This window comes from Paenibacillus terreus (genome assembly GCF_042138595.1).
Lineage (GTDB): Bacteria > Bacillota > Bacilli > Paenibacillales > Paenibacillaceae > Paenibacillus > Paenibacillus terreus.
The window spans coordinates 376,906-391,875 of sequence record NZ_JBHIRX010000003.1 but is presented as its reverse complement, the minus strand read 5'-3'; the positions used below and the strand labels follow the sequence as shown (position 1 = coordinate 391,875).

Genomic DNA, 14,970 nt, shown 5'->3' with positions numbered 1-14,970 from the left:
AGTGTTAGCTTGTCTGATCGGCGGTCTTGCCTGGGATACAAACCGGGGAAAAGACCGCCAAATTTGTGTTATCCTAAAAAATTCAATCGTTTTTCTTCCTAGCAGCGTCTTAACTTAGGAATCAAAAATATTAGCCTCCACATATTAGACAGATAGAGAGAAAGGGGGAGGGGTATGGTGGAAAACACAATGAGCAAGCCAAGAATGTCACGGTCACAGCTTATGGATGAAGATACATTCTACGAGCGCCTGTCTGCCGAGCAGCGCAGGCTGTACACTATAGCCTTGAGCTATATGCGCACTGAAGCGGATGCGTTGGAAGTAGTACAGGAAGTATCTTGCCGTGCCTGGATGAAGCGCAGCAAGCTCAAGGATGAGCAGTCCTTCAGGCCCTGGCTGATCCGCATTACGATCAACTGCTGTATGGATGAGCTGAGGAGGCGGAAGCGTGTATTTCCTGCTGCGCATTTGCAAGAGGATGCGGCTCACGAAATGAAAAGCAATGACAGGATCGATTTGAAGAGGGCAATGGACCGGATGAAACCGAAGTACAGGCATGTTGTCGTTTTGAGATATTACCAGGACATGACGATTGCCGAGATTGCGAAGGTGCTGAAAAAGCCGGAAGGCACGATAAAAACCTGGCTGCGTGAAGGCCTCAAGCAGCTGCGTGGTTATCTCTAGGAAGCTACAGGAGGTGGATGGATGATGGGACAAAATGAAGAGCAACTATTAAGCAAGGATGCTTACGAGATTCACCGTACCGCAGAAAGGCTGGAAGAAGCAAGGCTGTCAGCCGCTGTCCGAAATGGCATGGTTCGCGGCAGAAAACGCGGAGCGCGCCGCAATTATTCTTTGGGAGCTGGAATGGCGGCATCGTTCGTGGTGCTGGTATTACTAGGCATTTCCTTTATAGGAGCTTCTACGGTTGGTGTTGGCACTGATACAGCGCAGAGAAGCACTCACCGTGAATGGAGCGGTTTTGCCCCCTTTCTCGCCATTAATGATCCCATACTCTCAAATGCATTGCAGCAGGATTTGGTCACACCTGTATATCTAGGTGTCGAAAAAAATGGATACGAGCTGGATATGGCCGGCGCGGTAACCGACGGACGGAAAATATATCTTTTGTACAGTGTGCATAACAATACGGATAAAGAAATGATGACAGCGGGCAACACCCTGAGCTATGGAGGTGTAGAAGTCAGTTCATATAGAGCGATGTTGGCTATACCGCCGGGAGATTCACTGATCCGCCCGGGTGAAACCACGTATTTTGCATATTCCGCCAACCTTTCACCAGAGGCTCAATATACGAAAGAGGTAAATTTTACGGTAACCCTTACAGAAACTTCTGCGAAAGCATTGAGTTCCAGCAGCGGCAAACACCGCACCGACCTCGAGGTTGCTTTTAATCTGGACCCTGATATGCTGAAGGACCGTATTCAAACCTATAAATCGGATCAGGTGCTTACGGTCGCCGGACAACGCATCATCGTTCAACAAGTGGAATATACTCCACTGAATTCCTACGTGGATTTGGAGTATGATCAGACGAACGACAAACAGATTTTTGAACTGATTTATCCTGTTTTAAAGGGAACGAAAGGGGAGGAGAGCGAACGATTGGGTTATCGCAGTTCAGACATACAGTACAATATAATCATGGGGAAAGACTATCCGTATGATTGCACCTTGATATTCAAAAACAGCCATTTCGATCGGCATGACAGTGCGTCGTTTGCTGTGGCGGGAATTTCCGCTTTGGACAAGGATAAAATGAAACTTGTGGTTGATCTTGACAAAAAGCGAATCATCGAATCGCCTGTTTCAGGAATAAAAATCGTAAAAAAAGACGGGGAATTGGGCAGTGCAGGGTCTGTCATGTTCCAGCATGAAGTGCCAAAATCCTTTAGAAGCAGCTTCTATTTCAACCTGCAGCTGTCCAACAAATTCATTGACGCCAAAGGCCGGACTCACCTGCCAAGCAATGGTGGCCCAATCAGCAGCTCCAGCGGGGGCGGCGAAGAGGATACGCAGCTGTACCAGGACTTATATGATTTTGGAGAAAACGCAAAGGACCTCCCTCAGCCTCTGACCGTGCCAATTGAACGGTACTGGAATCCGATTATGGAGGCGAAGTCTGTGACTTTGCATCCGGAATAATAGATTTTCCACAAGGAAGAAGCCTGCTTGAGTGGGTTTCTTCCTTTTTTTAATGGCTATGTTAATGTATTCTGTCAAGGATACGAACGTAATGCTTCGAAGGATGGCTTACTGTTGAGAGATTGGACAGTTTTATACAATGAATATTTCCGATTTTTACTTTAATAGATATAATGAGGACGTATGTTCTTATATGGGTGAAGCGAGAAATGGAGTGATAGAGATGGCAAAGCAACCACATTTAATTCAGATACGTATTGAGTCTTGGGCAGATGAAGATGCCAACATGGAATTACTACGTCTTACAAATATTCCAGAAATGACAAAGCACTTAGGGGGTCCAGAAACCGAGAAGCAACTCATTGCACGCCATAAGCGATATCTGAAAGTCAACAAAGCGGGGTCTGGGCGTATGTGTAGCATTGTGTTGCTCCCGAGTCTCGAAGTGGTTGGCGGTATCGGGTATTGGGAAACACTCCACCACGGTGAGACCGTGTATGAGATGGGTTGGAGTGTATTACCACCATTTCAAGGAAAAGGCATAGCTGTTGCAGCGACCGCAGCAGCTATATTGAGTGCCAAGTCGGAGCAGAAGCACAGGTTTGTTTACGCATTCCCATCCGTCGACAATCTTGCTTCAAATGCAATTTGTAGGAAGAATAACTTCTCGTTCATCGGTGAGTGTGAATTCGAGTACCCGAAAGGGAGTTTTATGCGGTGCAATGAATGGCGTCTGGACTTAGACACGACAATGTGAGGTAGAGTAGCATTATCGTCTATGTCTTATTTAGAATTAAACATAGCCTTTTTAATAAGTGCGATTAGTCCCTTGTACGGCTTTAATAGAGTGCAGGAGGTCTAAAATGTGAAAACTTCTTACGGTTATTACTGACTTCTTAGTTTTGTCATTTGCCCAACAGCTAAACCTAAAATACCAGATACATAACTTATCATTGTAATTGCAAAGGCAAATGTTATATCCGATGGAGCTTTCCAGAAGTACCTTATCCCATAAGAGGGCCCTGGTACGACAATAGCTGCAGGAATAAACAAGGCATCAATATTCCCGACATATCCTACCGCAAGCAACATGGCTCCTCCTACCCAGAAAATAGTGGCCACAAGAATGAAATCTCTCCATCTGGAATGGCTCATCAAACCAAATACGAACCAGACTGCAATAAATAGTACGGATGCTGCTGCTTGTAATGCACTTGGAGTATGTCCTTCTGAGTAAGCAGAAAGATTCATGATACTAAAGAGAATTGAAACAGTAACCATCAATAGAAACTGCTTGTACCGACTCATTGAACCTCCGTCAAATCATTGATTTTTTAACATCATGCCGGCATGCTTATTGGTAGTCAATTGTCCGACAAAAAGGATATGTATATTACAAGAGATACTACGTCAGATTGCTATAGATCATAATTTCAGGATTTCGGAAACCGTGGGAACCGTAACATCTCAAGACTTCAAGATTCATGCGGATTAAGCATCTGTTCGAAAATTTGGAGCTGACATTAAACTGAAGTGGGAAAATAAACAAGCTCCTGAATAGTCACATGGACCATTTCAAGAGCTTGTTCATTGTCAGGTGGTGCAACCTAGCTGCTTGTGGCTGCCAACTCCAACATCATATTAACGATTTCGACGCCATAGGTAGGACTAATTGCCCATGTTCCCCCTAATGCTTCCACCGTAGCTGCCTGCCCCATCAAACCGGGAAAATGCCTTGGATCAGGTGTAAAGGTTTTAGGGTAACCCGGCGCCCCTGCGTACAGCGCCAAATGGTCAATCTGCGCCTGAACCCCTTCCTCCCAGCTGGTAAAGCGTTGATGTGCCTCATGGTCTGTGTCGGAGCCTCCGATTGGCGTTTTTAAGCCGGCCGGATTCATAAACGATTCATCCAATATGCCCCCAAATTTTCCAAAGCCCGTCTCCTTTGCAAACTGGCAGTACACAACAGTCGGATCAACCCCCACTTGAGTCGCCTCATCCCAGACAATATCCGCCAGATCAACGAACACATCCGCTGCACCTTTGGCCGTTGCCCATGCTTTAGCTTGCTCGACAGTAGCTCTTGGGGCAGACACGATGTACGTATCGCCAGGTTGGGCCAGTTGAGTCGGTTGATCGGGTTGGGTCGGTTGAGTCTGGGCCTGCTCATCGGAGTTGTCTTTTTTTGTCTCCTTGTAAGACAGTTTAATGGTATCGCCGGTGGAGCTCCACGTAATACCCATTCCGGCAAGCTCACTCAAAAACCTTAACGGGACATAAGTTCTTTCGTGAAGCAGCATGGCGCTAGTATCCATATCTACCTGCGATCCGTTGACAACAGCCGCTTTGTCGCCGATTTTTAATTCTACGCTCAAATTGTCTTTCGTCAGAATAATACTTTTTTGGCCGCTGCTTGCTCCCCATTTCACATCAAAATTCAAGGTCTCCGCCATGAATCTGACAGGCACCTGTACTCTGCTATTTTCATCTATAAACGGTTTCGCGTCCGGAAAATTGACTTCTGAGCCATTGTATATCAAGCGAATATTACGCTCAATGGTGCCGCCGGTATCATTTGATTGGGGCTTATCGCCTGAAGAATCCGGCTTGTTAGCGTCTTTATCTCCCGTAGAAGCTGTGGATCCCTCTATATTATCAGCCACACCGTTAAGCTCGGACATTGTAACAAAAGTGTAGCCTTGCGATCGGTAATAATCGATAACTTGGGGAAGCGCCTTGAGCGTCTTGTCCCGCTTTCCTCCCCCGGAATGCATCAGTACGGTAATTTTGCTGCCAGAGCTTGACTTCACCGTTTTGAGAATACTGGCAACCGAGGAGCTCGTCGCCCAATCCCGGGTATCTACATTCCATAATGCCTGAGTATGCCCCAAAGCGCGAATTTCGGCTTTGATCTGAGCCGATGTTGCTCCGTAGGGAGGGCGTACCAGCGTTGGTGTAAAGCCAGTAATCTCATGAATCGCAGTATCCGTCTTTACGATTTCCTGGCGAACCTTCTCTTTGTTAAGCTTGGTTAGTTGAGAATGACTCCACGAATGATTGCCCAAAGCATGACCTTCTTGTACGATGCGTTTTATAACACCGGGATATTGTTTAACCCTTTCTCCTATTACAAAGAATGTGCCCTTCACTTTGTAATCTTTCAGAATATCAAGCACCTTATCGGTATAGATCTTATCTGGTCCATCGTCAAAGGTTAATGCCACCATTTTACTGGCCTTTTTCCCCGATGAGGACACCGATTCAGATCCTTTAGGCTGGTTTGAAGCCAGAGCTAAAGAATTTTGGGCTAGAACCAATGCCACCACCATTACGGTAAAGACGACCAGCCTCAATAGGTGATACTGCTGCTTCATTTAAATTGACCTACTTTCAGTGAATATTAATTTATGCGATTAATATAGTATAACTAGCAATTGTTGCAGAAACTAGAGAGATTGTACCCAAATTGTAACTTATGAAAATATGAATGAGTCTGCGGAAATAACATACTTGAAGAGAATGGGGGCATGTGCCTGGAAAATAGTATGAGACAAAAAAACCACCGGGACCAGGTTGGGACCTGATCCGGTGGTTTTTCGGCCGTGTGTCTGAAATTCTGAATAAATCTGGATTCCTTCATATATTGGAGGATCAATCCAGAAATTGGTGCCTGACCGACGGGTTTGCTCCGAGTGATTGATCTATCCGGTATATTTCATAGCTAACGGTTGTACTAGCGCTTATTCAGCTGAGAAAAACAAGGTTTCTTTTTTAACAGTTGTAGGCGCGCTTATTTAGGAGAAACAGCTCCTTTACCTGCGATAAAAAGGGAAATAGGCTCGCTGGCAACCGTTACATTTTGTAATCACCCGTTTTTACCCAAATAGCGTCGATCACAACCGTTAGAACTTTCTCGCTTTTATGCCACCACTCGCACCTAATCCCCAGTCAAGCAGGGTTTTCGGTTTTGAGCCACATTATATAATACTTTTTTGGCTAGAAAATCAAAGCAAAGGGGGATACCTGTTAAAGCATCCCCCAAGGCCCAAGCTTCCTCAAACAAACTTCCCGCTCTTCATAATCAGCTTCTCATCCAGGTACACATCCGGCTGGCCGACGACCCCGTCGAGGTGCACGCCGGCCGAGATCGTTCCGCCGAATGTGTTGTTGCTGCCGAAAGCGACGTGGATGGTGCCGTACACCTTCTCGTCCTCCAGCACGACACCTGTGATTCTCGCCTTGTCGTTCGTGCCGATGCCGAATTCGGCCAGCATGCGGCCGTCACCGTCGCCGAGAATCTCCAGCAGCCTTGGGCCGTCCGGGCCTTCCGCTTTTACAATCCGGCCCTGCTCAATCGTGAGCAGGAGCGGGGAGCTCAGCTTGCCGATGCCGGCCATGGAGCCGTCGATCAGAATCTGGCCTTCCGCCGTACCCTCCAGCGGCGCTATGTACGCTTCCCCGGACGGCAGATTGCCGGATTCCCCCGGATTCAGATACATGCCGGTGCTCGGAACGCCTTCGCGACCAGCGATGGAGAAGGTAAGGGTATAGCCGTCTTTTTCAATCCGCACTGCTTCGGCGGGAGTCAGCATGGCGGTTACTTCTTCGGTTAACGCTTTAACCTGGTTGTAATCGGCCGAGATCGCACCTTCCAGGAACATATCCTCCGTAATGCCCGGCATCGTTGCCAGGCGAGCGCCGGCGGCGGCGGCCTGCTTGCGGGCCAGCGTATGTGTCAGCGAATGCTTTGTCACACAGACAACCACATTCGATTGCGCCATGGCAGTGGCGATAGCGAGCGGCGGCTCTTCGCCGGATTTTAGGCGCTCCTTCATGATGACGAGCATCGCCTCCGCACCGAGCTGCTTGCCAGCCTCATACAGCGCTTCAGCCAGTTCTTTTTTCACATCATCCGCTACGACCAGGAAGGTTTCTTCCGCTTTCAGACCGAGGCAGCTTTGCAATACATTTTTACTGATATCCACCAGCTGTTGATTCATCCGTCATCCTCCTTCATCGCGCAGTGTCTGGAACCTCACAGTTCCATTATAACAGGATTTCCGCGCGCACTGTGTCAGATCATTTCAGATACCAGTTTGGCCATGATGGCATTGGATAAAACGACCGGCTTCCCGGACGTCCACGCGATCAGCTGGCGCGCTTCCTCCGTATACCCCATGCAGTCCAGCAGAATAATATCCGCTTTCTCCTTTAATTCCAGGGCTGCGGCGCGGTAATGCTCCGGATTATTGATATAGGGAGAAGCGACGGCGAATACCGGGTTCATCCCGTAGGGGGTGTACTTGGGCTTCAGATTCTCCCGCTGCTCTTCCAAAGGCACCAGGACGCCAAAACGGCGCGTCCCTACCAGCGCTTTGACCGTCGGCGGAATAATATGATCCGGCTCGATCAGATAAGCAGTGCGTGTTTCCAGCCCCGGGAATACGCCTGTGCAAAGCAGTAAAATCTGCTCGATCCCCCGCTCCTCCAGATCATAGATTTTTTGCTGCAGAATCGGCTGGATTTTGGAACGTCCCATAACAGCCGACTCACCATTCACCAGACGGGAGGTCAGCACATAGTCGCCCGCCTCGGGCGCAAGCTGCTCATCAATATACTCCTTGGTCATGCCGTCCAGTACACCCACCTGTACCAGCTCGGCCCGTCCATCCAGATATTTCTCGATAATTGGCGCCACATCGGTGCGCGGTGCCTGGCCGATCGTGATCATGCCCAGCTGTTTCATTGCCATTCACCTCCGTAATTTTTGCACATTGCACATATCGAAGCGGGAAAAGGAAACAGCGGGGGAATGCTTCCCCCGCCGCCATCCGTCAGCGGATTAATTTCCGCTTGTCTGCAAAATTTTCATGGAACCATACAGGGAAGTAATCCGGTCAAACTCGGCGGCGTCATAGAATGCGCAGGTGCCGTTTGTTGTTTCTTTGGCCACCTCAACGGCAAAACGGACAGCGTCTGCAATATCCACCTCATGGCTTGCCCCGGTTCCGCAGCCTGGTACGATGGATTGAGCGGTAATGGCAACACCGACCACCGGCGCATCGGTTGCTACTGCAGGCTGAAGAATGGAGTTGATATGATACAGGTCATTTCCGTAAGGGGTAATATCCTGCATCGTAACCGGGAAGGTGACGGCCAGTTTGCCTGTCGCCATTTCTTTGATGCGCAGCAGGTCCTCGCTGACACGAAGAATGTATCCTTCCTTGACGGTCGGGGAAATGGCAATGCCTTTATGATTGATGACACGGTTGCCCTTGGTTGTGTCGATGGATAAAATAGCATCCATTTCCGGCACCACTTCATGGGTGTTCATGGTCAGAATATCTACAGGCGAATCCATGAAATCCACCGGCTCATGCGGGCGGGTCGGCGCATCCGGACAGATATGTGTCGTTACGATCACATCGCCCTTCAGCTTGTCGCCTTTGGTCTGCATGTCAGCCAGCTTCAGCGCAGAAGCCACGGCTGCTACGGCGCCGTCGGCGTCCGATACAAGACCGATCCGGCTCGGGCGCGCGCCGATGCCGCCAAGACGCCCCACGATGCCGAAGGTTGGAGCGTCGCCGCCGCTGCTTTTGCCGTTCGTGCCGGGAATGAGAATTTTGATGAAATCCGTGCTTCCCTTCTCGCCTGTAACCTTGGTGACGGTAAAAGTCACGTCCGGATAACTGCTGAACAGCTTTTTAACCTGCTCGCCGTTTACAGATCCATTGTCCAGTTCATCAATTGCAATCAGTGTTTGCTTGAGTGTCATGTTGTTATCCTCCAGTTAAATAATATTGGCAATCCCTGCCGGGTATTAGCCCAAATAAGGGATGACGGGTTTTTGAATGATATCCTCAACCGACTTCAACAATTTGGTGTTGCTCATGGTGGTGCTGAGCAGCAGATTTTCCTTCGGAACGGTGATGATGGCGAGCTGCTGGCCTTTTTCCACTGTAGCCGTAATGACAGGCTTGCCTGTCTTGGCATCCAGCGTCATGATCAGGTCCGGGAAGGTGGCATAGCGCTGCCCGTCCTTTTCGAGCGTGATATATTCGTTCCAGAATGTCATTTCGTAAGCGTCGTCGATGACGACCGTGCCGACGTCGAAGCCGCCGGTGGTCTCCAGGCTGAAGTCCGTAACGTTGCCCATAGCGGCCACCTGGCCGCCAAGCAGGGATACGACAGCGCTGATTGCAGCTTCTCCCTGATTGGAGAGCAGCGCTTCGCCAACGGCGATCGCCTGTGTAATGGCGCCAACCGCCCCGTTTGCTTTCGCATAGGCTGCGGTGACCGGATTCCGGGCTACCGCCACAAGACCGCCAGCTTCCACGGAAGCCTTGCGGACCATCGTGGAAGCCACGTCGAGCGATCCCGAAATGACCATTTCCACATAACGATCCCCTTGACCGCCGACCGCCGCCTGGTGGGAGACGTAACCCTCCACCTCCGTCAGGTTCATCGAACCCATCGTGCCGGTAGGATGCGCACGGCCATTACAGGCGAAGTCGACGAGCGGGATGCCCGTCATGGCGGACTGGAACCAGCCGTTCACGGACGTGCCGGCACCGTTCTCGTTCGTATGGATGGCCTGGATCGGCCGGCCGATCTTCTGTGCCAGCAGCTCCAGCGTTCTGGTGTAATGGATCGGCTTGACGAACTGCTCCTTGGCAGCGGGAGCGCCCACCAGGGAGACGGTGACGAACACATCGTCATCGGCGAATTCATCCATGGTGACCAGCTCGGGCTGGCCGACCTCAAGGGCCAGCCTTCCGATCTGCAGCCCGTCCTTGATCCAGCCGCCGCCTCCGCCGCCCAGAACAGCACCGCCGTATACCGCATATTTCACAATTTGTTCATCCAGTTTGATTCTGGTCAATCCGGCTCACCTCACTTGTTCATTTTAAAGATCGAGTTGAAGAAGCTGTAAAGCGCATCCCCGGCGATAAAGCCGGCTGCCAGAATGCTGAGGTTCGTTTCGGCTCTTCTATCGGTCACCTTCAGCACAATGACACGGATGAGAATACCGACCAATACAGCCCAGCACGCATTCGGGGTAGAGATTAACAGGCCTGTTGCGAACAGAACCCCAAGCTGGCGGTGCGGACCGCCGATCAGCTGCACGATGGCTCCGGGAATAGCCCAGATCAGAAGCTGAAGGGCGACATCGCCGGACGTACCAGCCTGAATGGTAGACACATACACCTTGTCAATCGGCGGTACGAGGTTTTGTGCGAAAAAAGTCTGGTAAGTCACAATAACAGTGATCAAGGCTACACCGAACGCGATCAGAGAAGCAAGATACTGCTGCTTCCGGCCCTGCACCTCAAACTCTTTATCCTTGCCGTACCCGCGCAGAATGTATCCGGTCTTCAGATCATAGCCCATGTCTGCAAAAGCTGGGCCGGTAGCGGCACTGAAGCCTGCGAGCAAAGCCAGGGCCAGCAGCGGGAACCCGATCATCATGCCAACCAGCAGGGTGATAAAGGCGACCGCGAAGGCCGGGAACCAGCCGGAATGCATGGCCGCGATGCCGACGATAATTTCGTGCACAAAAGCGGCAAAGGCAGCAAACACAATGAAACCGATCAGCATGCCGATGGACATGTGCGTAATCAGGCCGCCGATGATGGCGATGAGGAGGGCGATGACCAGGTAGAGCAGGAAGCCAATGCCCAGTACCCGCCGTGCTTCGTTGATCGGACGTGTGTACTCCTCCGTCTCAGCCGCTGCCTGAACGGCTCCGTCTTGTGTCTGGGCTTTGGGCTTCGTTTTGCTGAAGATCAGGAAGCCGGCCTGAATCAGGGCGACGATACCGGCGCCGATCATGATGCCGTGGGCAATATACATCTTGTCTACGTCAATGTTGAAGAGGGGGCCGGAATACTGCCGGATCAACAGCCCGATGCCGAACATGGTCAGAGCCCAGATATTGCCGATGAAGGCAACGCCGAAGGCGGACATCGGGATATGCAGGACGGAGCCGATGAGGCCAATCAGCGTTCCGACACCGAGCAGGCCCGCGCGTTTGCCGCCCTTATCCCCGGCGAGAATCGACTCGGCTGTAGCGACGCCCGGAGCCCATGTGCCAGACGCCGGAAACAGCTTGGAGTCAAAGATTTTGTACAGAATCGCCGCATCGAGGAACATGGCGAGCGCCGCCCCGATCAGCATGGGCAGAATCAAATCGGGCTTACCCATCACAAACGGAATGCCTATGGGAATCAGCAGGCTGTTGGCCGCTCCGAACGTGGCCGATGATATGGAGGTCTGCACAAGATTTTGCCGGTGAATGGATTTGAATTTATTGAGAATGGCGATGGGTATTCGGGCAATCAGCATGGCGATCAGAGCGCCGATAATGGCGGTATTTGGCGTCACACCCAGTGAGGTTACAATCTGCATGCCGATAATGGCTCCCAGAACGCTGGTTACGATGATCAGAATCAGGGAGACAGGTTCAAAAATCGTGGGATGCTGCTGTTTTTGATTATCCATGGTTAACCCTCCTGTAGATCTATGATTTGAGTGCTGTCTTTACGTTTTTTTTGGAGTGAAAGAGCCCTTTTGACAATGTCCCAAAGAGCACGCCTGCGAGAACAAGGCATGCGCCCAGAATCTGCTGCAGAGAAACCGTACTGCGAAAAATAAGGAAATCCAGCAAAATCGTCATGAGAGGCTGTAAATTCAGTATGATGGATGCCCTGGAAGCGCCTGTGGTTTCCATCCCTTTGTTCCAGGCCGCACTCGTTATCCCTTGCCCTATGATGACGGAAGCGAAGGCGAGCGCCCAAATTCCGGCAGGCTGAGTCCAGCGGATATCGGTCAGAGACAGAACGAAGGGATCGAATATAACCGCACTCAATGTAAAGCTGTAGACCGTTACAATGAAGGGTGAGAGCCGACCGGACAGCATCCGTGCAAAGATCAGATTGCAGGAAAAGCTGAAGGTGGCCCCAAGCATAATCAGGTCACCAAGGCTGAACTGCAGCCCCTTCAAGTTCAAGGCTAAAAAAAGACCGATGACGGCAATCATGCAGCCTGTGACCATACGCCAGGTGATTTTCTCCCTCAATACCAAGGCTGCGAGCCCGGCAGTCATAAGGGGAGACATGCAGAATATAAGCGAAGCATTCGTTGCGGACGTATGCTGCAGTCCCTTGAAGAGCAGGAGCTGGTTGGCGATCAGTCCGATGGTTGCCGACAGAAACAGGATCAGGAGGTCTCGGCCGCCGGGCTTTGCCATCCTTTTCCGGACACAGGCCCAGATTAAAAAGACGACGGATACGACGGTGAGACTGAATGCTGATAAGAAAACGGGAGAAAAATACTGTAATAGTATCTGCCGGATAATGTAGTTCAATGCCCATATGAATACGCATCCTGCGAGTGTCAGATAAGCTCTTGCCAAAAAATCATCCCTCTTTTAGTGGATCGGGCTATCGGTCACCGTTTGCTGGTAGAGGGAGGAGGCGAACAGACCCTCGGCTTCTACCGGATCAATCACGGGAATCCGCAGTTCGTTTCTAAGCATATCGGCAAGTCCGATGGTGGAGAAGCCGGTGCAGGCAAACTGGATGACCTTGGCTCCTTGATCGATAAGAGATTGCGCGGCCTCGATAGCTTTTTCACGTCCGGCTGGCGTCAGAATATCTGTCGTATTGGTGACTCCCTCGGGGCGAAGATATTTGATCAGCCGGCTGCCAAGCAGGTTGGATACAGCCGCAGGAGCCTCCTTTGTGATGCCCATTACGCCGACGGGGAGACCGGTTGCCAGCGCGCTGTAGGATGCGGCGCTGCCCGCGCCAATGACCGGGATGGACACGCTTTGTCGAAGGGCTTCGATGGCCGGGTCTGCCGCACAGCTGATAATCAGCACTTTGCAGCCATCGCGCTCCATGCTTTTTCCAAGCTCAACGATCTTGGGATTTGCGATTTCTTCCGTTTTATCATCATAGATGCCCAAAGGCTGATCCGGGATGCTCCTGCTCATCACTTGAACACCGTACTTTTCTGTAATAACTCTTCCGTGCTGTTCCAAAACGTCCTGGTTATCCGTTGTAAAGACACGTATTACGCCTATCATTCAGTTCAACCTCCCCTGTGTGATGTTATTTAACATTCTAGAGAGCCGCATAAATATAAACAATGTACTCATATGCCAAAACAAACAGAGGGTCATTGTGCTCTCAGCACAATGACCCTCTGTTTAATCCGTTTTTTTAACCAGATAAAAAGCACTGCACAGCTGGTACATCAGCCGGTTTACAGAGTTATCCAGATCAATGTTGGTCAGCTCTTTAATCCGGTCAATCCGGTATTTGACGGAGTTGCGGTGAATGTACATGCGGTTGGCTGTTTCGATCAGACTGCCGCCGGTCGTCAAATAATAATAAAGTGTCGTTACCAGGTCCGTATCGTTTTCTTTGTCATATTTGGCCAACTGGCCCAGGTTGCGGTCGATGACCGTATCGAAGTTAACAAAGCTGCCAGCCTCCAGCATCAGGCTGAGCATTTCGATCTGGTCAAAGGTGTAAACATGCGGCTCGCGATCCAGCCTGGTGCCGATGGCAATCGCCTTGCGGGCCTCCATGTACCCGGCATGAAGCTCCCACAGCGGCCTTTTGCTTCCGAAGCCGGCGCGGATGCTATTCCAGCGTTGAAGAAATGGACGCAGGCTCTGAATCCACTCCTTGTGCGGCTGCTTTCTCACTGGAGAATCACTCTCCGTGGTGGACAGCAGCAGGAGCAGCCGTTCCCCTTGCGGGAGCACATAGCCGCGTACCTTGCGCTTCACAGCCTCCTGGTGGACGAGCTCTTTCAACTGCACCGCAAAAGAGGAGCCTTCATCGAATAGCTGCTGGCCCCCCTCAATCAGGCAGACCTCCCATGTCCAGTGGGGCTGCAGGCCGAGCTGCCTGCTTTTGTCCTCAACCTCCTGTCTGGATAAGTGGACGCCCATCAGCAGCTCCTCAAAAAAGCTGCCCTGCAGTCTGAGCTCCGTGTCCTTGGCGATTTTACTCCGCATCAGCTCCAGAGCAAACACCAGCCTTGCCTGCTCGATACACACCAGGTCCAGCTCGTCCAGCTCTTCCTTGGCCACGACCAGCTTGCCCACGAGCTGATTGTCCACTGTGACGTCCCATTGAGAGCGGTCCCCGCTGCGCTCGACAGAGGCATCATACGAGGAGGAAACAAGGATTTCCCCGCTTCTGTCTACAATGCAGATGCCTGACCCGATCAGTTCAGCCACATGGTCGGCCACGGCCTGAATGCCGCGGTTATTCAGCACGAGATGTGTCAGTGTCGTGTACACCTCTTCAGACCTTCTGAGCAGGGCGGCCTGCCTGTCGACAATCTGTTCCATCACTGTAAAAGTAATGTCTATATAAGGCATGCCTGGCGGCAGCTCAATCACGGGAATATGATAGAGGTTGCTCATCTCAACCATGTCCTGGGGAACACGGCCGATGAAGCGTTCCGGCTTGAAGGCAAGCGCGGCCCCGTCGGCATGAGCCAATTCTTTCACCAGGCCTGCCAGCAGAGAAGGGTCATCCCGCACCGAATAGCCAGTCGTCATGATCATTTCCCCTTCGCGCAGCCAGGACTTGATATCAGGCACTTCCAGAATATCAATGTAACGCACAACCCGGTCGAGGCCCTGCTCTCCGCTGATCAGTCTTGCATCCTTGAAGAAAGGAAGCTTGAGCAGCTCCCGTACCGTCAATCCGCTTCGATTCATATTCCTCACCCTGTTTCCGCTAATAGTTGTCCATAAGTCTATCCCAATTTTTCTTATAT

General features: G+C 51.0%; 13 protein-coding genes. 3 read left to right on the top strand and 10 right to left on the bottom strand.

Going from position 1 to position 14,970, the window contains the following annotated elements:
- Window positions 1–174 precede the first annotated feature (174 nt).
- From ACE5KN_RS08730 to ACE5KN_RS08720, 3 genes are all read left to right on the top strand, one after another.
- A complete protein-coding gene (locus ACE5KN_RS08730) occupies window positions 175–684 on the top strand; it encodes an RNA polymerase sigma factor (protein ID WP_375526609.1) in 510 nt (169 codons plus the stop codon).
- 21 nt (window positions 685–705) lie between these two features.
- Window positions 706–2,166: a hypothetical protein gene (locus ACE5KN_RS08725; RefSeq protein WP_375526608.1), complete on the top strand. Its 1,461-nt coding sequence runs from the start codon at window positions 706–708 to the stop codon at window positions 2,164–2,166.
- A 223-nt stretch (window positions 2,167–2,389) separates the two neighbouring features.
- Window positions 2,390–2,923, top strand: coding sequence for a GNAT family N-acetyltransferase (locus tag ACE5KN_RS08720; RefSeq protein ID WP_375526694.1), 534 nt, complete (start codon window positions 2,390–2,392; stop codon window positions 2,921–2,923).
- A gap of 128 nt (window positions 2,924–3,051) precedes the next feature.
- On the opposite strand, the gene ACE5KN_RS08715 is transcribed toward ACE5KN_RS08720, so the two are convergent.
- The 10 genes from ACE5KN_RS08715 to ACE5KN_RS08670 all read right to left on the bottom strand — a co-directional run bounded on the left by ACE5KN_RS08715 (window position 3,052) and on the right by ACE5KN_RS08670 (window position 14,911).
- Window positions 3,052–3,474 (bottom strand): hypothetical protein, encoded by a 423-nt coding sequence (locus ACE5KN_RS08715; protein ID WP_375526607.1) that lies wholly within the window; start codon window positions 3,472–3,474, stop codon window positions 3,052–3,054.
- Window positions 3,475–3,773: 299 nt separating this feature from the next.
- A complete protein-coding gene (locus tag ACE5KN_RS08710; protein WP_375526606.1) occupies window positions 3,774–5,540 on the bottom strand; it encodes a polysaccharide deacetylase family protein in 1,767 nt (588 codons plus the stop codon).
- A gap of 681 nt (window positions 5,541–6,221) precedes the next feature.
- Window positions 6,222–7,166 (bottom strand): aminopeptidase, encoded by a 945-nt coding sequence (locus ACE5KN_RS08705; RefSeq protein ID WP_375526605.1) that lies wholly within the window; start codon window positions 7,164–7,166, stop codon window positions 6,222–6,224.
- 74 nt (window positions 7,167–7,240) lie between these two features.
- Window positions 7,241–7,912, bottom strand: a complete 672-nt coding sequence (locus tag ACE5KN_RS08700) for an AroM family protein (protein ID WP_375526604.1) — start codon at window positions 7,910–7,912, stop codon at window positions 7,241–7,243.
- A 96-nt stretch (window positions 7,913–8,008) separates the two neighbouring features.
- Window positions 8,009–8,941: a DUF1177 domain-containing protein gene (locus ACE5KN_RS08695; protein ID WP_375526603.1), complete on the bottom strand. Its 933-nt coding sequence runs from the start codon at window positions 8,939–8,941 to the stop codon at window positions 8,009–8,011.
- 45 nt (window positions 8,942–8,986) lie between these two features.
- Window positions 8,987–10,048: an S-methyl thiohydantoin desulfurase family protein gene (locus ACE5KN_RS08690; RefSeq protein ID WP_375526602.1), complete on the bottom strand. Its 1,062-nt coding sequence runs from the start codon at window positions 10,046–10,048 to the stop codon at window positions 8,987–8,989.
- Window positions 10,049–10,059: 11 nt separating this feature from the next.
- Window positions 10,060–11,667 (bottom strand): OPT/YSL family transporter, encoded by a 1,608-nt coding sequence (locus ACE5KN_RS08685; RefSeq protein WP_375526601.1) that lies wholly within the window; start codon window positions 11,665–11,667, stop codon window positions 10,060–10,062.
- A 19-nt stretch (window positions 11,668–11,686) separates the two neighbouring features.
- Window positions 11,687–12,580: a DMT family transporter gene (locus ACE5KN_RS08680; protein ID WP_375526600.1), complete on the bottom strand. Its 894-nt coding sequence runs from the start codon at window positions 12,578–12,580 to the stop codon at window positions 11,687–11,689.
- A gap of 15 nt (window positions 12,581–12,595) precedes the next feature.
- On the bottom strand, window positions 12,596–13,255 hold the full coding sequence (locus ACE5KN_RS08675) for an aspartate/glutamate racemase family protein (protein ID WP_375526599.1): 660 nt from the start codon (window positions 13,253–13,255) through the stop codon (window positions 12,596–12,598).
- A 123-nt stretch (window positions 13,256–13,378) separates the two neighbouring features.
- Entirely contained in the window at window positions 13,379–14,911 is a 1,533-nt protein-coding gene (locus ACE5KN_RS08670; protein WP_375526598.1) for a PucR family transcriptional regulator, read from the bottom strand.
- Window positions 14,912–14,970 lie beyond the last annotated feature (59 nt).